At 74.4% G+C, this 20,278-nt stretch carries 19 protein-coding genes and 1 tRNA gene; 11 read left to right on the top strand and 9 right to left on the bottom strand.

The genetic code is table 11. The annotated features are described in order from the left end of the window. Positions 1–314: 314 nt before the first annotated feature. The 7 genes from ACH01S_RS02135 (at position 315) to ACH01S_RS02105 (ending at position 9,571) form a co-directional block, all read left to right on the top strand. Complete coding sequence (locus tag ACH01S_RS02135) at positions 315–2,498, top strand: amino acid permease (RefSeq protein WP_246236920.1); 2,184 nt, start codon at positions 315–317, stop codon at positions 2,496–2,498. Positions 2,499–2,693: 195 nt separating this feature from the next. After that, the gene (locus ACH01S_RS02130; protein WP_067884715.1) at positions 2,694–3,527 is read left to right on the top strand and encodes an NUDIX hydrolase; all 834 of its coding nucleotides are present in this window, start codon (positions 2,694–2,696) and stop codon (positions 3,525–3,527) included. Continuing rightward, on the top strand, positions 3,524–4,552 hold the full coding sequence (locus tag ACH01S_RS02125) for a serine/threonine-protein kinase (RefSeq protein ID WP_246236918.1): 1,029 nt from the start codon (positions 3,524–3,526) through the stop codon (positions 4,550–4,552). Before ACH01S_RS02130 ends, ACH01S_RS02125 begins: the two co-directional genes overlap by 4 nt. Before the next feature lie 11 nt (positions 4,553–4,563). Continuing rightward, positions 4,564–5,535 (top strand): hypothetical protein, encoded by a 972-nt coding sequence (locus tag ACH01S_RS02120; RefSeq protein ID WP_067884710.1) that lies wholly within the window; start codon positions 4,564–4,566, stop codon positions 5,533–5,535. Between the two features lie 2 nt (positions 5,536–5,537). Beyond that, on the top strand, positions 5,538–6,809 hold the full coding sequence (locus ACH01S_RS02115; protein WP_067884708.1) for an adenylosuccinate synthetase: 1,272 nt from the start codon (positions 5,538–5,540) through the stop codon (positions 6,807–6,809). Positions 6,810–6,872: 63 nt separating this feature from the next. After that, the gene (locus tag ACH01S_RS02110; protein WP_246236916.1) at positions 6,873–8,843 is read left to right on the top strand and encodes a hypothetical protein; all 1,971 of its coding nucleotides are present in this window, start codon (positions 6,873–6,875) and stop codon (positions 8,841–8,843) included. A gap of 23 nt (positions 8,844–8,866) precedes the next feature. Further along, positions 8,867–9,571, top strand: coding sequence for a 3-keto-5-aminohexanoate cleavage protein (locus ACH01S_RS02105; RefSeq protein WP_067884703.1), 705 nt, complete (start codon positions 8,867–8,869; stop codon positions 9,569–9,571). Between the two features lie 33 nt (positions 9,572–9,604). On the opposite strand, the gene ACH01S_RS02100 is transcribed toward ACH01S_RS02105, so the two are convergent. From ACH01S_RS02100 to ACH01S_RS02090, 3 genes are read right to left on the bottom strand one after another with little or no spacing between them, the layout of a single operon-like run. Continuing rightward, positions 9,605–10,219 (bottom strand): Rv1733c family protein, encoded by a 615-nt coding sequence (locus ACH01S_RS02100; protein ID WP_067884701.1) that lies wholly within the window; start codon positions 10,217–10,219, stop codon positions 9,605–9,607. A 43-nt stretch (positions 10,220–10,262) separates the two neighbouring features. Continuing rightward, positions 10,263–11,888 carry an MFS transporter gene (locus ACH01S_RS02095; protein WP_083980197.1) on the bottom strand — a complete coding sequence of 542 codons (1,626 nt, stop codon included), beginning with the start codon at positions 11,886–11,888 and terminating at the stop codon, positions 10,263–10,265. Further along, entirely contained in the window at positions 11,885–12,571 is a 687-nt protein-coding gene (locus tag ACH01S_RS02090) for an LppX_LprAFG lipoprotein (RefSeq protein WP_067884699.1), read from the bottom strand. Before ACH01S_RS02090 ends, ACH01S_RS02095 begins: the two co-directional genes overlap by 4 nt. A gap of 186 nt (positions 12,572–12,757) precedes the next feature. Here ACH01S_RS02090 and ACH01S_RS02085 point away from each other — a divergent pair. Beyond that, positions 12,758–12,831, top strand: a tRNA-Ile gene (locus tag ACH01S_RS02085). Positions 12,832–12,924: 93 nt separating this feature from the next. Continuing rightward, positions 12,925–13,713, top strand: coding sequence for an SAM-dependent methyltransferase (locus ACH01S_RS02080; protein WP_067884696.1), 789 nt, complete (start codon positions 12,925–12,927; stop codon positions 13,711–13,713). 1 nt (position 13,714) lies between these two features. Here ACH01S_RS02080 and ACH01S_RS02075 read toward each other — a convergent pair whose 3' ends face one another. Beyond that, complete coding sequence (locus ACH01S_RS02075) at positions 13,715–14,488, bottom strand: enoyl-CoA hydratase-related protein (protein WP_067884694.1); 774 nt, start codon at positions 14,486–14,488, stop codon at positions 13,715–13,717. Between the two features lie 71 nt (positions 14,489–14,559). Between ACH01S_RS02075 and ACH01S_RS02070 the strand changes: the two genes are divergently transcribed. Together ACH01S_RS02070 and ACH01S_RS02065 are read left to right on the top strand one after the other, a co-directional pair. After that, a complete protein-coding gene (locus ACH01S_RS02070; protein WP_067884692.1) occupies positions 14,560–14,946 on the top strand; it encodes a DUF7715 family protein in 387 nt (128 codons plus the stop codon). A gap of 15 nt (positions 14,947–14,961) precedes the next feature. Beyond that, positions 14,962–15,258 (top strand): MTH1187 family thiamine-binding protein, encoded by a 297-nt coding sequence (locus ACH01S_RS02065; protein WP_067884690.1) that lies wholly within the window; start codon positions 14,962–14,964, stop codon positions 15,256–15,258. 73 nt (positions 15,259–15,331) lie between these two features. Here the strand turns inward: ACH01S_RS02065 and ACH01S_RS02060 are convergent, their stop codons facing one another. The 5 genes from ACH01S_RS02060 to ACH01S_RS02040 are packed head-to-tail and all read right to left on the bottom strand — an operon-like array spanning position 15,332 to position 20,209. Further along, positions 15,332–15,799 carry a MarR family winged helix-turn-helix transcriptional regulator gene (locus ACH01S_RS02060; RefSeq protein ID WP_067884688.1) on the bottom strand — a complete coding sequence of 156 codons (468 nt, stop codon included), beginning with the start codon at positions 15,797–15,799 and terminating at the stop codon, positions 15,332–15,334. After that, positions 15,796–17,265, bottom strand: a complete 1,470-nt coding sequence (locus ACH01S_RS02055) for an MFS transporter (protein WP_067884686.1) — start codon at positions 17,263–17,265, stop codon at positions 15,796–15,798. Before ACH01S_RS02055 ends, ACH01S_RS02060 begins: the two co-directional genes overlap by 4 nt. A 60-nt stretch (positions 17,266–17,325) precedes the next feature. Further along, complete coding sequence (locus ACH01S_RS02050) at positions 17,326–18,141, bottom strand: ABC transporter ATP-binding protein (RefSeq protein WP_067884684.1); 816 nt, start codon at positions 18,139–18,141, stop codon at positions 17,326–17,328. Then, on the bottom strand, positions 18,141–19,172 hold the full coding sequence (locus ACH01S_RS02045; RefSeq protein ID WP_067884683.1) for a FecCD family ABC transporter permease: 1,032 nt from the start codon (positions 19,170–19,172) through the stop codon (positions 18,141–18,143). The genes ACH01S_RS02050 and ACH01S_RS02045 overlap by 1 nt, the downstream gene beginning before the upstream one ends. After that, positions 19,169–20,209 carry a FecCD family ABC transporter permease gene (locus ACH01S_RS02040; RefSeq protein WP_067884681.1) on the bottom strand — a complete coding sequence of 347 codons (1,041 nt, stop codon included), beginning with the start codon at positions 20,207–20,209 and terminating at the stop codon, positions 19,169–19,171. Before ACH01S_RS02040 ends, ACH01S_RS02045 begins: the two co-directional genes overlap by 4 nt. Between the last annotated feature and the right edge of the window lie 69 nt (positions 20,210–20,278).

Here is a 20,278-nt window from a genome sequence, read left to right as displayed (position 1 = left end):
GCCGCAAGGGCTCCCGGCTTCCCGGACGGTCCCCCAGAAAGATCGTAAAGCGCTTTCCCTAGTGGAAATGGGGTGAATTACGTCGGAACGATCCATCGAAAACGATTCGGCATCACCGCTGCGTGAGGAGCGCGCTGCGGGACGGCGCGACCTGGCGGTTTGGCAGGATCCGCCAACGACGGACTGACACCAATCACCCCGAAAACGTTGCGATTATGCTCATACCTGGTGAATTCTTAGGGACTTCGACAAGCCGTCATCTCGCGAACAGCGGCGCGGGTTCAGGGCCTGGGGGGACACCTATGACCTGGGACATGCGCATGCGCAACAACATGTTCCGCCGCCTGCCCGTGGAGCAGGCGACCGGCCGCCTGTACGGGGGCCGGCACCGGCTCCGCGTGGTCTACCGGACCCGCGACCTCGTCGTGCTCGGCCTCGGCGTGATGATCGGCTCCGGCATCTTCAAGATCGCGGGAGACCAGGCGGTCTCCACCGCCGGTCCCGGGGTGCTCGTCTCCTTCCTGATCGCGGGCGGGGTCTGCCTGCTGGTCGCGCTGGCCCTCGCCGAGCTGTCCTCGATCATCCCGGTGGCGGGCAGCGCCTACTCCTTCAGCTACGTCGCGTTCGGCGAGGTCTGGGCGTGGATCGTCGGCTGGGCCCTGATCATGGAGCTGCTGCTCGCGTGCGCCGTGCTCGCGCGGGTCTGGTCGCTGTACGCGACGCAGGCCCTCAGCGACTTCAGCGTCCCGGTGCCCGGCTGGCTCGGCGACCTGATCGGCCAGCAGAAGGGCGCGGACCTGTTCGCGTTCGGCATCCTGCTCCTCGTCGTCGTCATGCTGGCGACCGGCAGCCGGATGAGCCTGAAGACCCTGTGGTTCATGGTCATGGCGAAGCTCATCGTCGTCGGCCTGGTCATCGCCACCGGCCTCAAGTTCTTCAGCGCCGACAACGTCACGCCGTTCATCCCCCCGGCCCAGCCCGCCCCGAAGGGCGACCAGACGGCACTGGACGCGCTGCTCGGCGCGGTCGGCGGCGGCTCGCCGCACGTGTTCGGCGTCTGGGGGCTGTTCGCCGCCGCGCCCGCCATCGCGTTCGCCTACATCGGGTTCGACCTGATCGCGACCGCGTCGGAGGAGACCGAGGACGCGCCGCGCAAGGTGCCGCGCGGCATCCTCACCGCGCTGATCACCGCCGTCCTGCTGTACGCGGCGGTGGCGGTCGTCCTGGTCGGCATGGTCGGGATGGACGGCTTCGCCAAGCTCGACCCGGACAAGGTGCTCATCGCCGCGGCGTTCGACTCGGTCGGCGCGGGCGCGATGGGCAAGCTCGTCGACGTCGGCGTGGTGCTCGGCCTGACCACCGTGATCCTAGTGCTGCTGATCAGCCTGACCCGCGTCGTGTTCTCGATGTCCCGCGACGGCCTGCTCCCCCGGCCGCTCGCGACCATGAGCAAGTACAAGGTGCCGTCGCGGGCGACGCTGCTGTCCGGCGGCGCGGCCCTCGTGGTGTCGCAGACGGTCGACGTGCTCACGCTGGAGCAGATGGTCGTGATCGGGACGCTGTTCGCGTTCCTGTTCGTCCCGGCCGCGATGGTGGCGCTCCGCCGCACCCGTCCGGACCTGCACCGCCCGTTCAAGGTGCCGGTCGCGCCGCTCACCGCCGCGGTGACGATCATCGCGATCGGCTGGATGATGCTGAACCTCAAGGTCCAGACCTGGGGCTACTTCGCGGTCTGGATGGCGGCCGGCGTCCTGCTCTACGTCGCCTACGGGCGGCGCAAGAGCCAGATGAAGCTCCTGCTGGACGCGCCGCCGCCGGAGCGCCCGGCCGCCTCCCGGCTGACCGCGCCGCCGCCGGGCGTCGCGCCGCTGACCAGCCCGCCGGGCGCGGCGCAGCCGCCCGCGTACCTGTCGGGCGAGTACCCGGGGCAGGACCAGGGGCGGTACGGGAGCGGCCGGCAGCCGCACTACGACAGCGGCGCGTGGGCGGCCGAGCAGCGGCCCGGCGCGCCGGAGAGCCCGTACCCGACCGGCCGGTACTCGGCGGGACGCCGCCAGCCCGGCGGCCGGTTCTCCCCCGAGCCCGGCCCGCGCGACTCCTTCGACACCTACATCCCGGGGACGGGCGCGTCCAGCGGCTACACCCCGGGCGCCTCGGGCGGCCACGAGTCGGGCGCCTCCGGGAGCTACGGCTCCGGGAGCTACGGTCCCGGCACCTCGGGAGGCCACGGCTCCGGGAGCCAGCAGTCCGGCGCGTACGGGTCGGGCGCGTACGGGACGGGCGGATACCCGTCCGGCGGGTACGAGGCGCGCGAGCCGTCCGAGGACCCCTACTCCGTTGACCCAGGACTGCCGAACCCGTACTCGACGGGGCCGTACCAGTCCGGTCAGTACGGCTCGGGGGCCTACACCGCCGGGCGCCGCGAGAACCGCCGTCCGACCTGGGAGGACGAGGAGCACGAGGAGCCGCCGCCGCAGGGCGGGCGGCACCGCCGCTGACCGTCGCTCCGGAAACTCTGTTTTGTGAAGTTTCGCCAAAGGTAGCGGGCGCCGCTCCCCCGGGAGCGGCGCCCGCGCTCGTTCCCGGGACTCCAGGGGTGGACACGGGGACCCGTCCGGGTTAGGTTATTCTCAATCAGAGATGATCTCGTTCTGAGATCTACTCAGACCAAGAACGACCGGAGAGGACGCGGCATGACCACCCCCCAGCCGGAGCGCGACGAGAGCGAGTTCCTCGCGCGGTACGACCCGCGCGACTACGACCCCGTCAGCGTGACCGTGGACGTGGTCGCCCTCACCATCCGCGACGGCGCGCTGCACGTCCTGCTGGTGCGGCGCGGCGGCCCGCCCTACGAGGGGATGTGGGCGCTGCCGGGCGGCTTCGTCCACGCGGGCGGGCCGGCGGGCGCGGGCGCCGAGGACCTCCCGGACGCCGCCGTCCGCGAACTCGCCGAGGAGACCGGGCTGAGCGCGAAGGGCGGCGTGATCGGACGCGTCCACCTGGAGCAGCTCGGCACCTACGGCGCGCCCGGACGCGACCCGCGGATGCGCGTCATCTCCGTCGCCTACCTGGCGTTCGCGCCGGAGCTGCCCGACCCGGAGGCGGGCGGCGACGCGGCCGACGCGGCCTGGGTCCCGGTGGACGCGCTCGGCCTCACCGAGTCGGCGGCCCAGCGTCCGGGGACGACCCGGCGGCTGGCGTTCGACCACGCGCGCATCCTGTCCGACGGCCTGGAGCGCGCCCGCGGGAAGCTGGAGTACACCCCGCTCGCCACGGCGTTCTGCGGCGGCGAGTTCACGATCCCGGAGCTGCGCTCGGTGTACGAGGCGGTGTGGGGCGAGGAGCTGCACGCGGGCAACTTCCACCGGAAGGTGCTGTCGGTCCCGGGGTTCGTGGAGAGCACCGGCGAGACGTCCGACCGGGGCGGGCGGCGCGGCGGCCCGCGCCCGCGCCTCTACCGTCCCGGCGACGCCCGCCTCCTGCACCCCGCCCTGCTGAGGCCCAGCAGGGAGGAGCAGATCAGATGAGCATGGACGTGGACGAGGCGCTGGCGCGGCTCGACCGGGCGCGGGTGCCCGCCGACCTGTTCGGCGCCGACCCGGACGAGGCGGCGCGGCGGTACCGGCGGCTGGTCAGGCTCGTCCACCCGGACGCGACCGGCGGGCGCACCCGCGACGCGTTCGTCCGGCTGAACGCGCTCTGGCGCGCCCACGGCCGGGGCGACGACCCGGCCGTGATCACCACCAGCCGCGCCGTCTACCGGCTGGACGGCGACCCGGTCGGCGGCGACCTCGCCGAGCTGTACGCGGCACGCCCGGAGACCGGGCCCGCCGTCCTGCTGAAGATGCCGCGCGACCCGCGCGACGGCGACCTGCTCGAACGCGAGGCCGTCGCGCTCCGCCAACTGCCCAAGGACGGCGACGGCAGGTTCCTGCCGTACGTCCCGCGGCTCGTCGAGTCGTTCCGGCACAAGGACTCCTCGACCGGCGCCCAGCGGCACGTCAACGCGATCGCCGCGCTGGACGGCTTCCACACCCTCGCCGAGGTGCGGCGCGCGTACCCGGGCGGCGTCGACCCGCGCGACGCGGCCTGGATGTGGCGGCGGCTGCTCGTCGGCCTCGGGTTCGCGCACCGCGCGGGCGTCCTGCACGGGGCCGTCCTGCCCGACCACGTGATGATCCATCCGGAGCGGCACGGGCTGGTCCTGGTCGACTGGTGCTACTCGGTGCCGGGCTGCTACGCGCGCGTCGACGGGTCCGGGCGCGTCCCGGCGATGGTCGACCGGTACGCGGAGTGGTACCCGCCGGAGGTGCCGGGACGCCGTCCCGCGAGCCCCGCGACCGACCTCTACATGGCCACCCGGTGCATGACCGACCTGATGGGCGACAAGGCCCCGAAGGCGATGCGCTCGTTCGCGCGGGGCTGCCTGCTGCCCGCGCCGAACCGGCGTCCCGCCGACGCCTGGCGGCTGCTGGCCGAACTCGACGAGCTGCTGGAGCGGCTCTACGGCCCGCGCCGCTTCCGCCCGTTCCACCTGCCCTCCCTCCACTGAAGGAGACGACCATGGGAAGCGGACACTGGTCCACCGACGTCTACGCCGCGCGGGCGAGCTACCGCGCGTCCACCGGGGCGAGCGCGTTCGCCTACTCCGACGGCGGGGCCACCGCCGTCCACCCCGACCTCGACCCGTGCGGGGTCAAGGTCCGGGAGAGCCGCGACTCCGACGACCACCCCGAGTCGCTGGCGATCGGCGTGCTGTTCGACGTGACCGGCTCGATGCGCAACGTCCCGCGCACGCTCCAGGCCAAGCTCCCCGACCTGCTCGGGCTGCTGCTGCGCAAGGGGTACGTCGAGCACCCGCACATCCTGTTCGGCGCGGTCGGGGACGCGACCTGCGACCGCGCGCCGCTGCAGGTCGGCCAGTTCGAGGCCGACAACCGGATGGACGACGACCTCGGCAAGATCCTGCTCGAAGGCGGGGGCGGCGGCCAGATGACCGAGTCCTACGAGCTCGCGATGTACTTCATGGCCCGGCACACCTCGATCGACTGCTTCGACAGGCGCGGGAAGCGCGGCTACCTGTTCATGATCGGGGACGAGCTGGCCTACCCGAAGGTCAAGCGGCGCGAGGTCGCCAGGGTCATCGGCGACGAACTGGCCGAGGACGTCCCGGTCGAGGAGATCGTCCGGGAGCTGCGGCGCAGGTACGAGGTGTACTTCATCATCCCGGAGGGCGCCTACCACTCCGGGAGCCGCGAGCTGCGGGACTTCTGGCAGGGGCTGCTCGGCCAGAACGTCCTGTACCTGGACGACCTCGACGCGGTGTGCGAGACGATCGCGCTGACCATCGGGCTCGCCGAGGACGCCATCGACCTCGACGAGGGCCTGGAGCACCTCGCGGAGGCGGGGTCGGACGCGGGCCCGTCGGTGTCGCGCGCGCTGGCCCGGCTGGACGCGTCCCGCGCGCCGGCCGCGGTGTCGGCCGCGCCGCCCGGGCTGGACCGGGGCGCCCCGTCCGGGACGACCCGCCTCTGACCATGGGCCACGTGATCGTCGTCGACCTCGGCTTCGGGGACGCGGGCAAGGGCACGGTCGTCGACCACCTCTGCTCCGCGAACCCGGTGAGCGCGGTCGTGCGCTTCAACGGGGGCGCGCAGGCGGCGCACAACGTCGTGGCCCGCGACGGGCGGCACCACACGTTCGCCCAGTTCGGGTCGGGGACGTTCACGCCCGGCGTCCGGACGCACCTGTCCCGGTTCATGATGGTCGACCCGCTGGCGCTCGCCGCCGAGGCCGACCACCTGCGGGGGCTCGGCGTGCCGGACGCGCTCGACCGGCTCACCGCCGACGAAGGCGCCCTGCTCACGACCCCGTACCACCGGGCCGCCAACCGCGCGCGGGAGTCCGCGCGCGGCGCGGCCCGGCACGGGTCGTGCGGGATGGGCGTCGGGGAGACGGCGTCCTACGCGCTCGCGCACGCCGACGCGCCGCGCGTTGCCGACTGCCGGTCCCCGGCGCGGCTGCGGCGGCGGCTGGCCGCGCTGCGCGACTGGTACCGCGACACCTTCCCCGGCGGCGAGGACGTCCCGGACGTCGGCGCCTGCGCCGCCGCGTTCACCGCCTTCGCCGACCGGGTCGAGATCGTCGGCGCGGACCACCTGCGCGCCCTGCTCCGCGCCGGGGACGTGGTGTTCGAGGGCGCGCAGGGCGTCCTGCTGGACGAGTGGCACGGCTTCCACCCGTACACGACCTGGTCGACGACGACGTTCGCGAACGCCGAGACGCTGCTCGCGGAGGCGGGCGCGTCGGCGGCGCGGCTCGGGGTGCTGCGCGCGTACGCGACCCGGCACGGCCCCGGCCCGTTCGTCACCGAGGACCCGGCGCTGACCGCCGACCTGCCCGACCGGCACAACGCCGCCGGACGCTGGCAGGGCGCGTTCCGCGTCGGGCACCTGGACGCCGTCGCGCTCCGCTACGCGCTGGACGCGGCGGGCGGCGCGGACGGCCTGGCGGTCACGCATCTGGACGTCGCGGGGGCGCGTCCTGACCTGCGCGTCTGCGTCGCCTACGAGCTGGGCGGCGCGCGGGTCGGGCGGCTGGAGGCCGGGCCGCCCGACCTGGACCGCCAGGCCGCCCTCACCCGGCGGCTGATGACCGCGCGCCCGGTGTACGAGCCGCTCGGCGGAAGCCCGGCGGAGCGGGTCGAGGAGCTGCTCGGCGTCCCGGTCGTGCTCGGCTCCCACGGCCCCACCGCCGGGGACAAGCGCGCTGGCCGGTTCCGGACGCTCATTGACCGCGGCCCCCGCTGAGTTCAAGATCGTCGGAGTGGTCTCGCGGCGGCGCACGGGCGCCGTGGACCGATCCCCCCGGAGGTGGACGTGCGTCTCCGCCAGCGCACCCTCGCGGCCCTGCCGGTCCTGGCGGCGCTCGCCGCGCTCGCGCTGCCGACCGTCCCGCCCGCCGCTGCGGCGGACACCGGGGACGACTGCGACCCGATCGACCCGGCCGCGTGCCTGCTGCCGTTCCCGAACGACTGGTACACGGTCGCGGATCGGAGCACCCCGACGGGCCGCCGCGTCCACCTGGGCACGACGCTGACGAACGCGCTCGGCGCGCCCGTCCGGCCGGACGAGTGGAACCGCGCGGACGGCTTCTCCCCCGGGTCGATGCTGCTCAGCCGCGTTCCCGGCGTCGATCTCGCGCGCAGCGGCGCGGCGCCGGTCACCGACGTCGGCGCCTCGCTGCGCCGCGACGCGCCGATCGTCATCGTCGATACGGCGACCGGCGAGCGCCAGCCGTACTGGGCGGAGCTGGATTCGAACGCGCCGGACGGCCGGAAGGCGCTGATCATCCGTCCGGCGCGGAACCTGCGGGAGGGCCACCGCTACGCGGTCGCGCTGCGGAACCTGCGCGACGCCTCCGGGAACCGGATAAGACCGAACGCGGCGTTCACCAAGATCCTCGGGCGGACGCTGCCGCCCGGCGACCCGCTGCGCGCCCGCCAGCGGGCCGAGCGAAAGGTGCTCGCCGCCCTCCGGCGGCACGGCGTCGGACGCGGCGGCCTGTACCTCGCCTGGGACTTCACCGTCGCGAGCCGCCAGAGCCTCGCCGGTCCCGTGCTGCGCATGCGCGACGAAGCGCTCCGCGAACTCGGCGACCGCTCGCCGTCCTTCCTGGTCACGCAGGTCAAGGTCGACGTGGACGACAGGATCGGACGCGAGGTGAAGGGCGTCGTGTGGGCGCCGAGCTACCTCGACCGGTACGGCGGGCCGCCCGGCTCGGCGCTGCGGCGCGGCCGGGACGGCATGCCGTCCCGGCTCCCCGGCAACTCGCAGGCCGTCCCGTTCCAGTGCGAGATCCCGCGGTCGGCGTTCACGAGACCGGCGCGTCCCGCGCTGTACGGGCACGGCCTGCTCGGCGGCGAGGGCGAGGTCGGCGCGGGCGACGTCAAGGCGATGGCCGCCGAGCACGGCTTCATGTTCTGCGCGACGAAGTGGATCGGGATGGCGGACGAGGACGTCCCGAACGTCGTCTCCGCGCTGACCGACCTCACCCGCTTCCGGACGGTCGCCGACCGCCTCCAGCAGAGCCTGCTGAACTTCACCTTCCTCGGCCGCGCCATGACCCGCGGCTTCGCCGGGGACCGGGCGTTCCAGAACGGGTCGGGCACGCCGCTGGTCGACCGGCGGGCGCCGCTGACCTACGACGGCAACAGCCAGGGCGGCATCATGGGCGGGGCGCTGACCGCCGTGTCCCCCGACATCCGGCGGGCGGTGCTCGGCGTCCCGGCGATGAACTACAGCACGCTGCTCAACCGCAGCGCCGACTTCCCGCGCTACGCGCGGGTGCTCGACCTCGCCTACCCCGACAAGCTCGATCAGCAGATCGGGCTGGCGCTGCTCCAGATGCTGTGGGATCGCGGCGAGGCGAACGGGTACGCATGGCACATGACGGACGACCCGCTGCCGAACACGCCGCCGCACCGCGTCCTCATGCACGTCGCGTTCGGCGACCACCAGGTCGCGCCCGTCGCGGCCGAGGTCGAGGCCCGGACGATCGGCGCGCGCCTCCACGCGCCCGCCGTCCGGCCGGGGCGGAACCCGAACAAGGTCCCCTATTGGGGGATTCCGACGTTCGGGTCGTCCTACGCCGGGTCGGCCATGGTCGTCTGGGACAGCGGCTCGCCCGCCCCGCCGCCGGGCAACGTCCCGCCGACCGAGGGGCGCGACCCGCACTCGGACCCGCGCGGCGACGCCGGGGCCCGGCGGCAGAAGGCCGTCTTCCTCACCAGCGGGGCCGTCGTGGACGTCTGCGGCGGAGGCCCCTGCGTCATCAGTCCCTGACCCCTACCTGAGATGATCGTCCAATGCTCCAGGTCTGCCCGAACGGACGCCGGACCGAGGGGGTGCCGGTCTCCCCGGCGGAGATCGCCGCCGCGGTCCGCGCCGCCGCCGACGTCGGCGCCGACGACGCGCACCTGCACCCGCGCGACGACGCGGGCGCCGACACCGTCGAACCCGCCCATGTCGCCGCCGCCGTGGGGGCGGTCCGCGCGTCCACGCCGGGCATCCAGGTCGGGGTGACCACCGGCGAGTGGACGGCCCCCGACCCGGTCGAGCGGGCCGCGAAGATCCGCGCCTGGACCGTCCTGCCCGACCACGCGTCCGTGAACTTCCACGAGGACGGCGCCGAGCTGGTCGCCGAGGCGCTGTTCGAGCGGGGCGTCGCGATCGAGGCCGGGATCTTCTCCGGGACGGACGGCGCGCGGCGGTTCCTGCGCTGGCCGCACGCCCACCACGTGCTGCGGATCCTCGCGGAGGTCACCGACCCCGACCCGCGCACCGCGACGGACACGGCGAAGGCGCTGCTGAACGAGCTCGGCACCCAGCACGGCCGGCCCGTCCTGCTGCACGGGGAGGAGGACGGCGCGTGGCCGGTGCTGCGGCTCGCCGTCCGGCTGAACATGGACGTCCGGATGGGCCTTGAGGACACCCTCACCCTCCCGGACGGGTCCCCCGCCGCCGACAACGCCGCGCTGATCCAGACGGCCCGCGCCCTGCTCCCCGCCTGAGCCCCGGCTGGCCCCGGCTGAGACCGCCGGGCGTCACGAGCGGGGGTTGTGGCCCGCGTCGGCGTCCATCCGCGCCCAGTCGGCCTCCCACATCTCGTCGCGGAGCCGGTCGCAGCGGCGCCGGACGAGCAGGTAGGCGAGCAGCACCGGCAGCCCGCAGCCGAGGACGGTCGCGGCGCCCGCGTACGCGGCGTCGGTCACCGTCCGGCTGTGCGGGCGGGGCCGCACGGTCGGCTCGCCCGAGCGGTCGACCCAGATCGCGCGCTGCGCGCCGACCTTGGCGTTCTTCCAGCTCGGCAGCGTCCCGGTGCGGAGCTTGCCGTCCTTGCCCGGCCAGGTCGCCTGGACGGTCTCGTGGATGTAGCGGTCGCCGGACGAGCCGATGCCGCCGGTCGCGACGACCGTCGCGACGACCTGGTGGCGGTTCGCCCGCTCGGCGTGCTCGGCGCGGCTGCCCGCCTCGTACGACCAGGAGGACGTCCAGGCGGCGAGCGGCGGCGCGGCGGCGAGCAGCAGCACGAGCAGGGCGAGCGCGATCGTCCGCTGGACGCGGTCGATCCGGCGGCGGAGCTCGTTGCGCTCCAGCCCGAGCCGCCGGCGCAGCCGGGTGAGCCGAGTGCCTCGCCAGCCGAGGGCGGACCTGCGCATCTGCGTCACCTCCCCGGGGAGTGCCCTCCCGGCAAGAGGCCCTTTAGCCGTCGTTTTCCAGGATATTCCCGAGTCCGCTGATCGGCACGTGACCCGTGGCCGAATCATTTCCCGAATCCCGTCCGGTATGCCGGAACGCTGACCGAATCCGGCCACCGTCCCGACCCTGACCGGCGCCGCGGTCGCCGCCACGGCCGCCGGGGCGGGGGCTCGCGGCCAGCGCGAGGAGCGCGCCGAGCGCGCACATTCCGGCGGTGATCCAGAAGATCTCCTGGTATTCGGTCCTGAGCGCGTCCTGCACGGCCGCGTTGTAGACCTTCAGCTGGCGCGCGAACTCGCCCTTCGACATCAGGAACGGCAGCGGCGGCCTGAGGTCGGACGTCAGCGCGTGGAACCGGTGGAATCCCCACGCCGACAGCGCCGAGATCCCGAGCAGCATCCCCATCATCCGCGCCACGACCACGGCGGCGGACGCGACGCCGTGCCGCGCCGCCGGGACGAACCCGAGCACCGCCGACGACACCGGCGCGATCACCAGGCCGAGGCCGAGCCCCGTCACGACGAGGTCGACGTCCATCCGCGGCAGCGGGCCGTAGGAGGCGTTCGCGAGGTCCGCCGGCCAGGCCGCGATCAGCAGGTAGCCGCAGGCGGCCAGCGCCATCCCCGCCGCCATCGGCCACCGCTCCCCCACCCGCCGCGCGGCGAGGCCGCCGGCGACGGCCGCGACCGGCAGCGCCACGAGGAACCGGGTCAGCAGCAGCGCGCCCTCGGTGGCGTCCTTGTGCAGGACGGTCTGCGCGACGAGCACGACGTCCACCAAGGTCACCATCAGCGCCGCGCCCGACAGCAGGCTCACGCCGAGCGTCGCGAACAGCGGTCCGCGCCGGACGCCGGACAGGTCCAGCAGCCGCGTCCGCGCCCTGGCCTCCCAGAGCGCGAAGACCGCCAGGACGACGGCCCCGGCGGCGAGGACCGGCACGCCCCAGGGCGGCAGCGCCGACTCCTGCGGCTCCGGGTTGTAGACGCCGACGACCAGCAGCCCGAGGCCGAGCGCGAGGAGCAGCCCGCCGGGGACGTCCACGCCGGGGCGCGGCCCGCTCCCCCGCCCGCCCGGCACCGCGACCTGGACGGCGGCCATCGCCGCCGCCACCAGCGGCAGGTTGATCCAGAAGATCGCCCGCCAGTCGAGCGCCGCCGCGATGCCCGCGCCGTACAGCGGGCCGAGGACGCTGCCGAGCTCCTGCGCCGCCCCGACCGCGCCGAGCACGACCGGGCGCCGCCGCTCGTCCCACAGGTCGCCGGCCAGCGCCATCGTCACCGGGAGCAGCGCGCCGCCCGCCACGCCCTGCACGACCCGTCCCGCCGTCAGCGCCGGGACGTCCTGCGCCAGCGCCGTCACCACCGACCCGACCGCGAAGAACAGCAGGCACGCCTGGAGCAGCGGGCGCCGCCCGAACCGGTCGGAGAGCTGCCCGAGCAGCGGCATCGCCGCCACGTAGCCGAGCAGGAACCCCGTCAGGACGGGCGTCACCCGCTCCAGCCGGTTGACCGGGATGCCGAGGTCCCTGACGACCGGGAGCAGGACCGTGGTGACGACATAGGCGTCCAGCGCGGCCAGCAGGACCACCGCGCCGCCCGCGCCGATCGCGACCCGGCGGCGCCCGCTCACCGCGGCGCGGTGATCTTGTAGGCGGCGTCGAACCCGGTGAACGTGATCAGCACGGCGCCCTTCCCGTCCGGGAACCGGCCGCGCACCTTCACGAGCCGGTGGTCGGCGCGGTTCACCCACACCTGCCCGGCGAGATCGGCGTCGATGCCCGGGATCAGCCCGGCCACCTGCTCCTTCGGCAGCGTCGCGCCGACCCGGTTCGTCTCCTTGCCGTCCACCTTCTCGACCGCCTGCGCCTGCGGCGCCGTCGCCGACGACAGCAGCTTCGCGATGCCGCGCTCCGGGTCCAGCACCGCGGACGGGTCGTACATCGTCGCGGCCAGGGCCTTCGGGACCTTCCGCCAGCCGCCCGTGCCCGCGTCCAGGTAGATGCTGTCGCCCACCGCGACGACCTTCATCTCCACGTTCTGGCCCTGCTGCTCGACCGTCAGCGTCCCCTCCGCGTCGCCCGCGCGGACGAGCCTCATGTCCCCGCCCTTCACGATGACCGGGGTCTTGCCCTCCGACTCCAGCGTGAAGGCCACGCTCTTCAGGCCCGCCATCGCCCGCGCCGCCTGCCGCAGCGTCTCCGCCGCGTCGAAATCGGCCTTCTTCGCGGGCTCGCCGGACCCGTCCCCCTTGCACGCGCCCGCGAACACCAGCGCCAGCAGGACCGGGACGAGGGCGAGGATGCGTCGTGACATACGCGGGACCCTACCGACGGGTACCCGCGGCCGTCACTCCGCAGCAGGTATGACATCGACCAGCCGGAAGTAGTACTCCGCGGGGGTGAGCCCAGGGGGTGATCACGGCATTCTCGGTGGCCCGCGCCGACAGGCCGCCGCTAAGATGACACGCGGCCACGCCCCCGCCGCACGGGGGGACGCGTCGGGGCGGTAGCTCAGTTGGTCAGAGCAGGAGACTCATAATCTCCCGGTCGCGGGTTCGAGTCCCGCCCGCCCCACCTCACCGGGGAAGGCGCGCCCGCGCGGAGCGGGATCGCCGGGTCGCTTGCCCGACGGTGGGCGTTGGGGTGTTATGGCTTCGGGGGTGGGCCATGACAGGGGCTGAGCAGCCGGAGATCGACACGTCCGTGCCGCATTCCGCGCGGATCTGGAACTACTGGCTTGGGGGGAAGGACAACTTCCCCGTCGACCGCGAGGCCGGGGACCAGTTCCTGCAGATCTTCCCGGGGATGGCGCAGGGGGCGCAGGCGTCCCGGGGGTTTCTCACGCGGTCGGTGCGGTTCCTCGCCGAGTCCGGGATCCGGCAGTTCCTCGACGTGGGCACGGGGCTGCCGACCGTCGACAACACGCACGAGGTCGCGCAGCGCGTCGCGCCCGAGTCCGTCATCGTCTACGTCGACAACGACCCGCTCGTCCTCGCCCACGCCAGGGCCCTGCTGACCAGCACGCCGGAGGGGCGGACGGCCTATATCCACGCCGACGCCGAGGACCCGGAGAACGTGCTGCGGCGGGCCGCCGAGTTCATCGACCTGTCCAGGCCGGTCGGATTGATCCTCAGCGGGATCATGGGCCACGTCGTCGACGACGACCAGGCCCGGTGGATCGTGCGGAGGCTCGTGGACGCGCTCGCCCCCGGCAGCTACCTGTCGCTCAACGACGGGACGAACGTCCTCAGCGAGGCCAACGTCGAGGCGCACGAGCGGTACAACCGGAGCGGCGCCGCGCCCTACAAGCAGCGGAGCCCGGAGCAGCTCGCCCGCTTCTTCGACGGGCTCGACCTCGTGGAGCCGGGCCTCGTGATGGTGTCGAAGTGGCGGGTCGACCCGGGGCGGCCGGTCCCCGAGGTGGACGGCTACGGCGCCGTCGGCCGCAAGCCCTGACTCACGCGGGCCAGTCCGGGCGGCGCTTCTCCAGGAAGGCGGTCATGCCCTCCTGCGCCTCCGGGGTCTGGCTTGACGCGGCCATCACCTCGATCGCGTACGCGTAGGCGTCCTGCTCGGGACGGTCGAACTGCGCGTACATCGCCTGCTTGCCCAGCGCCTTGCTGCGCGGGCTCCCCTGCGTGGCGCGCTGGAGCAGCTCGTGGACGGTCTTGTCGAGCTCGTCGTCCGGCACCGCGTAGTTGATCAGACCCCAGTCGGCGGCGGTCGCCGCGTCGAACACCTCGCCGGTGAGGGCCATCTCGGCGGCGCGCTTGCGGCCGATGTTGTGCGAGATCGCGACCAGCGGGGTGTGGCAGAACCAGCCGCCCTTGCCGCCCGGCGCGGCGAACCCGGCGCTGTCGGCGGCGACCGCGAGGTCGCAGCTCGCGACGAGCTGGCAGCCCGCGGCGGTGGCGAGGCCGTGCACCCGCGCGACCACCACCTGCGGGACGGACTGGATCGTCCGCATCAGCCCCTCGCACACCTTCAGCAGGTCGCGGACGTCGGCGTGGGACGCCCCCGCCATGTCGGCGAAGTCGTGCCCGGCGGAGAAGACCGGGCCGTTCGCCGCGAGCACGATCCCGCGCGCGTCCGTGCCCCCGACCTCGCGGAACGCGCCGGTCAGCGCGAGCAGGAACGCGCGGGACAGCGCGTTGCGGCGGCGCGGCCGGTTCATCGTGATCGTGGCGAACGGGCCGTCGCGGCCGACCAGGACGTCGTCGTCTTCGCTCATGCCCTCGACGTTACGTCAGACCCTCGTCGTACGGTGGGGCCCGTCACCGGACGCGCCGAGGGGGTCTGGCCTTGAAGCTGCTCACCGCCACCAACTCCACCCAGGGATTCCGCGACAACGACTTCGACTGGTGCGTCGAGGGCGAACTCGTCCACATCGGGACGGTCTGCGCCCGCGACCGCGACGACCCCGACGGCGGCTGCGGCTGCGGCCGCTCCTTCGCCGGGCTGAACTCGCACCGCGCCACGACCACGGCGATGGTCCGGGACGTCCCCGGATTCACCGGCGACGACTACGTCCTCGCGATCAGGTCGAGCCTGGAGCAGCAGGGGTGCGACCCGTCGTTCGCCGAGCACGAGGCTGCCCTGCTGCGCTGCCTCGTGCGCGACTGGCCGGTGGGGGTGATCGTCGAGCGGCGGCTGGATGAGATCGTGGTACGGCACGTACTGCAGCCCTAGCTCGGGAGGTGCGCGATGCTCGTCGCGTTCTCGGTGACCCCGCTCGGCGCCGGTGAGGAGGTCGGCGGGCTCGTCGCGGAGGCCGTGCGGGTGGTGCGCGAGAGCGGCCTGCCCAACCGGACGGACGCGATGTTCACGACCGTCGAGGGCGAGTGGGACGAGGTGATGGCCGTGGTCAAGGCCGCCGCCGACGCGGTGGCGGCGCGGGCGCCGCGGGTGAGCCTCGTCATCAAGGCCGACCTGCGGCCCGGCGTGACCGGCGCCCTGGACGCCAAGGTCGAGTCGATCGAACGCCACCTCCGCGAAGACTGACCGGAAACCGGTCAACCACCAGCCCGGCCCCGTCCGCGAGGCGGTTTCGGCGTGGGCGCGCGGACGGGCGGGGTTACTCGTCCGCCACCAGGCGGGCGGCTACGCGGTCGAGGACGGCCAGGTCCTCGTCCGGGAGGTCGTGCAGGGACGGCGGCGGCGTGTCGAGGATGCGCTCGGCCTCCGCGGCGGCGGCGCGGCCGGTCGCGGTCGCGGTGACCAGCTTGGAGCGGCGGTCGGCGGGGTTCGGGGAGCGCTCCACCAGGCCGCGTCCGACGAGGTCGTCGACCACGAGGGTGGCGTAGGGGCGGTCGGTGAGCAGCGCGTCGGCGAGGCCGCCGAGCGTCATCGGCTCGGGCGCGGCGGCGATGTGGCGCAGCGCCTTGATCCGGAAGAAGCTCATGCCGAGCGCCTCGGTGACCTCGCGCCGCCGGTCGCCGCGCTCGTGCAGCAGGACGCGCAGGTTGTGCCAGGTCCGGGCGGCCATCTCCGCGCGGGAGCCGGGACGCGCCCGGTGCGGCGCGGCGGCGGCGGGCTCGGTCATGAGGTGCTCGCTCCCGTCGCCACGTGGCGTCCCCCGGCTGGCTCGTCGTCGGCGTCGAACAGGGCGGCCGTGCGCGCCGCGCTGCGGGCGGCCCGGCGGCCGGTCGTGACCGTGCCGAGGACGAGGACGGCGGCGGCGCAACCGGCCAGCACCCAGTATGCCGGGCGGGCCGCCGCCACGAAGGCGGGCGCGGCGGACGTCCCGGACGTCCCCGCGGCGAGCACCGCGCCGATCACCGCGACGCCGAGCGCCTGCCCCACCTGGCGGCTGGTGGAGGCGACCGCCGCCGCGACCCCGGCCTGCGCGCGCGGCATCCCGGACACGGCGGTGTTGGTGACGGGCGAGTTGAGCATCCCGAACCCGATGCCGAACAGCACGTAGGAGACGAACATCGTCGCGTCGCGGGTCTCGGCGTCGAACGCGGCGAACAGCAGTCCGCTGGCGAGCATCGAGGCCCCGGCGATCTGCAGCGGCAGGCGCGGGCCGCGGCTCGCGACGAGCCGTCCGGACAGCGGCGCGCAGATCGCGGTCATCGCGGCCATCGGCAGCAGGTACATCCCGGCGTGCAGCGCCGACAGCCCCCGGACGTTCTGCAGGTACAGCGTGTTGACGAACAGGAACCCGCCGAGCCCGGCGAACCCGGCGATGGCGACCAGGGTCGCGCCGGAGAACGGGACGCTGCGGAAGAACCGCAGGTCGATCAGCGGCTCGCGGGCGCGCAGCGCGTGCAGGACGAACCCGGCGAGCGCGGCGGCGGCGAGGAGGGCGGCGCCGGAGACGACCGGGTCGCCGAGGCCGCGGCCCGGCGCCTCGATGATCGCGTAGGTCACCGAGCCGAGCGTGAGGATCATCAGGGCCTGGCCGAGCGGGTCCGGGCGGCGCGGCCGGGCCGCCCGCGACTCGGGCACGAACAGCGCGGTCAGCGCCAGCGCGGCGAGCCCGATCGGGACGTTCAGCCAGAAGATCGACCGCCAGCCGACCGAGTCGACGAGCACCCCGCCGACGAGCGGCCCCATCGCCATGCTCAGCCCGACGACGCCGCCCCAGACGCCGATGGCGCGGGCCCGCTCGCGCGGCTCGGTGAACACGTTCGTGATGATCGACATCGCGACCGGGTTCAGCATCGACCCGCCGACCGCCTGCACGACGCGGGCGGCGACGAGCAGCCCGAGGGACGGCGCGAGGCTGCACAGCACGGACCCGAGGGTGAACAGCGCGAGCCCCGTCTGGAACACCCGGCGGCGGCCGATCCGGTCGGCGGTCGAGCCGGACAGGATCAGCAGCGACGCGAGGACGATCAGGTAGGCGTCGATCGTCCACTGGAGCCCGGACACGGAGCTGTGGAAGTCGTCCTGCAGGGTGGGGAGGGCGACGTTGAGGATGGTGTTGTCGAGACTGACGATGAGCAGGCTCATACAACAGATGGCCAGCACGGCCATCCTGCGCCGCTGGCTGAGCTCCGGCATGCGGCCTCCAATCGTTGTAGACATACAACCATTGGACGGTCGCAACCATTCCCGGCGGGGTCAGCGCAGCGCCGGGACCCGTCCGCGCGCCGCCGGGACGACCAGCGGCGTCCCGGTCTCCGGGCAGTCGATCACCCGGCACGGCAGTCCGAACACCCGCTCGACCAGGTCCGCCGTGACGACCTCGGACGGCTCGCCCGCCGCGACGATCCGGCCGTCCCGCATGGCGATGATGTGCGTGGCGTAGCGGGCGGCGTGGTTGAGGTCGTGCAGGACGGCGACGACCGTGCGCCCCTCCTCGTGCAGCCCGGCGCACAGGTCGAGCACCTCGATCTGGTGGGCGATGTCGAGGTAGGTCGTCGGCTCGTCGAGGAGCAGCAGCGGCGTCTGCTGGGCGAGCGCCATCGCGATCCAGACGCGCTGGCGCTGGCCGCCGGACAGCTCGTCCACGTGCCGGTCGGCGAGGTCCTGGACGCCGGTCGCCGCCATCGACTCGGCGACGACCCGCTCGTCCTCCCGCGACCACTGGCGGAGCAGGCTCTGGTGCGGGTACCGGCCGCGCGACACGAGGTCGGCGACCGTGATGCCCTCCGGCGCGATCGACGACTGCGGGAGCAGGCCGAGCGTCCGGGCGAGCCTCTTCGCGGGCCAGTCCGCGATGGGGCGGCCGTCCAGCACGACCGTCCCGGCGGACGGCTTCAGGATCCGCGCGAGCGCCCGCAGCAGCGTCGACTTGCCGCAGGCGTTCGGGCCGACGATCACCGTGAACGAGCCGTCCGGGACGGCGACGTCCAGGCCGTCCGCGATGACGCGCCTGTCGTAGGCGAGGGTCAGGCCGCTGCCGGTGAGCCGCGCGGTCTCCGTGGCGTGTTCCATCAGATGCGTCCCGTCTTGCGTTGCGTCACGAGGAGCCAGACCAGATATCCGCCGCCGAGCAGCCCGGTCACCACGCCGACCGGGAGCTGGTGGCCGGGGAAGGCGCGCTGCGCCGCGAAGTCGGCGGCGACCAGCAGCGCCGCGCCCATGCAGGCCGCGGGCAGCAGGTTCGGGCCGGGCGTGCGGGTGAGCCGCCTCGCGAGCTGCGGCGCGGTCAGCGCGACGAACGCGACCGGCCCGGCCGCCGCCGCGGCGAGCGAGGTGAGCAGCACCGCCGCGACCAGCATGACGAGGCGGACGCGCCCGATCGGCACGCCGAGGCCGTGCGCGGCGTCGTCGCCCATCTCCAGCATCCGCAGCGCCCGGCCGCAGCCGACGAGGACGAGCGGGCCGAGGACGGCGAGCGCGCCGAGGACCGGCCCCGCGTCCGCCCAGTCGCGGCCGTCGAGGCTGCCGGTCAGCCACAGCACGGCGCGGGCCGCGTCGGTGATCCGCGCCTGGGTGAGCAGGTAGCCGTTCACGCCGGTGAGGATCGCGGCGACGCCGATACCGACGAGGATGAGCCGCTGGCCGTGCGCGCCGTGCCGTCCCGCCACCGCGAGGACGACGAGCCCGGTCGCGAGCCCGCCGCCCGCCGCGCCCGCCGCGACGGCGGCGGTGCCGCCGCCGGTCAGCACGATGACGGCGAGCACGCCGGTGGCCGCGCCCTGGCTGAAGCCGAGGACGTCCGGGCTGCCGAGCGGGTTGCGGACGAGCGACTGGAAGATCGCCCCGGCCAGCCCGAGCGCGGCCCCGGCGGCGAGCCCGGTCGCTACGCGCGGCAGCCTGAGCTGGTTCACGATCAGGTCGTCGGCCGCCGAGCCCTGTCCGAGCAGCGTCCGGACGACGTGGGCGGGGCTCATCGGGAAGTCGCCGCTGCCGATGAGGAGCACGCCCGTCCCGAGCGCCACGGCGAGGCAGGCCGCCGCGACGAGGAGCGCGCGGAGCCGGAACCGGAACGACAGCCCGGCGGGCGTCCTGAGAACGGTCACGCCGCCACCGCCCTCGCGCGCGGACGCCGGACGAAGTACAGGAACACCGGCCCGCCCGCCACGACCATCACGATCCCGACCTGGAGCTCGGACGGCCGCACCACGACGCGTCCGAGGACGTCCGCCGCCAGCATCAGCGCCGGGGCGAGGACGGCGCAGTACGGGAACAGCCAGCGCAGGTCGGGCCCGGTCAGCGCGCGGACGAGGTGCGGCACCATCAGCCCCACGAACACGATCGGCCCGCACGCCGCCGTCGCCGCCCCGCACAGCAGCGTCACGGTGAGGATCGCGGCGATCCGGGCGCGGCCGGGGTTCGCGCCGAGCGCGCGGGCCGCGTCCTCGCCCATCGCCAGCGCGTTCAGCGGACGGGCCAGCAGCAGCGCGAGCACGAGCCCGGCGGCGACGAACGGCGCGACGCGCACGATCGTGTAGTTCTGCGCGGCGGCGAGGGAGCCGACCGTCCAGAAGCGCATGCGGTCCAGGGACGCGGTGTCGAGCAACTGCACGGCGCCGACGTAGGAGAACAGCGCGGCGTTCAGCGCGGACCCGGCGAGCGCGAGCCGCGCCGGGGTGGCGCCGCGCCCGCCGCCGACCGCGTACAGCAGCACGGCGACCGCCCCGGCGCCCGCGAACGCGAACCACACGAACCCGGTGAACGAGGCGACGCCGAGGAACGAGATCGCGGTCACGACGGCGGCGGACGCGCCCGCGTTGATGCCGAGCAGTCCGGGGTCGGCGAGCGGGTTGCGGGTGAGCGCCTGCATCACCGCCCCGGCGAGGCCGAGCGCGACGCCCGCGAGGAGCCCGAGCAGGGTGCGCGGCAGCCGCATCTCGCGGACGACCGTGTACGCGGCCGAGTCGGCGTGGAACAGCCCGTCCCACGCCTCGCCGACCGACAGCGGCTTCGCGCCGACCGCGAGGCTCAGCGTGACCGCGACCAGCAGGAACAGCGCCGCGGCGGCGAGTCCGGCGGCGCGCCGTCCGGCCGGGGCGCGCGGTGCGGGGGGCGCCTCGGGCGGGGGCTTGGTCGACAACACCTGGCGGGCTCCGGGGGGACGGGGCCGGGGACCGCCGCCCCGGCGACCGGGACGGCCCCCGCCACTGGA

Origin of the sequence: Actinomadura chibensis NBRC 106107 (genome assembly GCF_001552135.1) — a bacterium.
Classification (GTDB): domain Bacteria; phylum Actinomycetota; class Actinomycetes; order Streptosporangiales; family Streptosporangiaceae; genus Spirillospora; species Spirillospora chibensis.
The sequence above is the reverse complement of the archived record's forward strand: the minus strand, read 5'-3'. Positions and strand labels throughout refer to the sequence as shown.

Coding starts and splice junctions, on each gene's coding strand:
- ACH01S_RS02080 (WP_067884696.1), top strand. CDS start 12,925: ATGACAGGGGCTGAGCAGCCGGAGATCGACACGTCCGTGCCGCATTCC.
- ACH01S_RS02105 (WP_067884703.1), top strand. CDS start 8,867: ATGCTCCAGGTCTGCCCGAACGGACGCCGGACCGAGGGGGTGCCGGTC.
- ACH01S_RS02050 (WP_067884684.1), bottom strand. CDS start 18,141: ATGGAACACGCCACGGAGACCGCGCGGCTCACCGGCAGCGGCCTGACC.
- ACH01S_RS02125 (WP_246236918.1), top strand. CDS start 3,524: ATGAGCATGGACGTGGACGAGGCGCTGGCGCGGCTCGACCGGGCGCGG.
- ACH01S_RS02120 (WP_067884710.1), top strand. CDS start 4,564: ATGGGAAGCGGACACTGGTCCACCGACGTCTACGCCGCGCGGGCGAGC.
- ACH01S_RS02075 (WP_067884694.1), bottom strand. CDS start 14,488: ATGAGCGAAGACGACGACGTCCTGGTCGGCCGCGACGGCCCGTTCGCC.
- ACH01S_RS02090 (WP_067884699.1), bottom strand. CDS start 12,571: ATGTCACGACGCATCCTCGCCCTCGTCCCGGTCCTGCTGGCGCTGGTG.
- ACH01S_RS02060 (WP_067884688.1), bottom strand. CDS start 15,799: ATGACCGAGCCCGCCGCCGCCGCGCCGCACCGGGCGCGTCCCGGCTCC.
- ACH01S_RS02135 (WP_246236920.1), top strand. CDS start 315: ATGCGCATGCGCAACAACATGTTCCGCCGCCTGCCCGTGGAGCAGGCG.
- ACH01S_RS02100 (WP_067884701.1), bottom strand. CDS start 10,219: ATGCGCAGGTCCGCCCTCGGCTGGCGAGGCACTCGGCTCACCCGGCTG.
- ACH01S_RS02055 (WP_067884686.1), bottom strand. CDS start 17,265: ATGCCGGAGCTCAGCCAGCGGCGCAGGATGGCCGTGCTGGCCATCTGT.
- ACH01S_RS02065 (WP_067884690.1), top strand. CDS start 14,962: ATGCTCGTCGCGTTCTCGGTGACCCCGCTCGGCGCCGGTGAGGAGGTC.
- ACH01S_RS02115 (WP_067884708.1), top strand. CDS start 5,538: ATGGGCCACGTGATCGTCGTCGACCTCGGCTTCGGGGACGCGGGCAAG.
- ACH01S_RS02130 (WP_067884715.1), top strand. CDS start 2,694: ATGACCACCCCCCAGCCGGAGCGCGACGAGAGCGAGTTCCTCGCGCGG.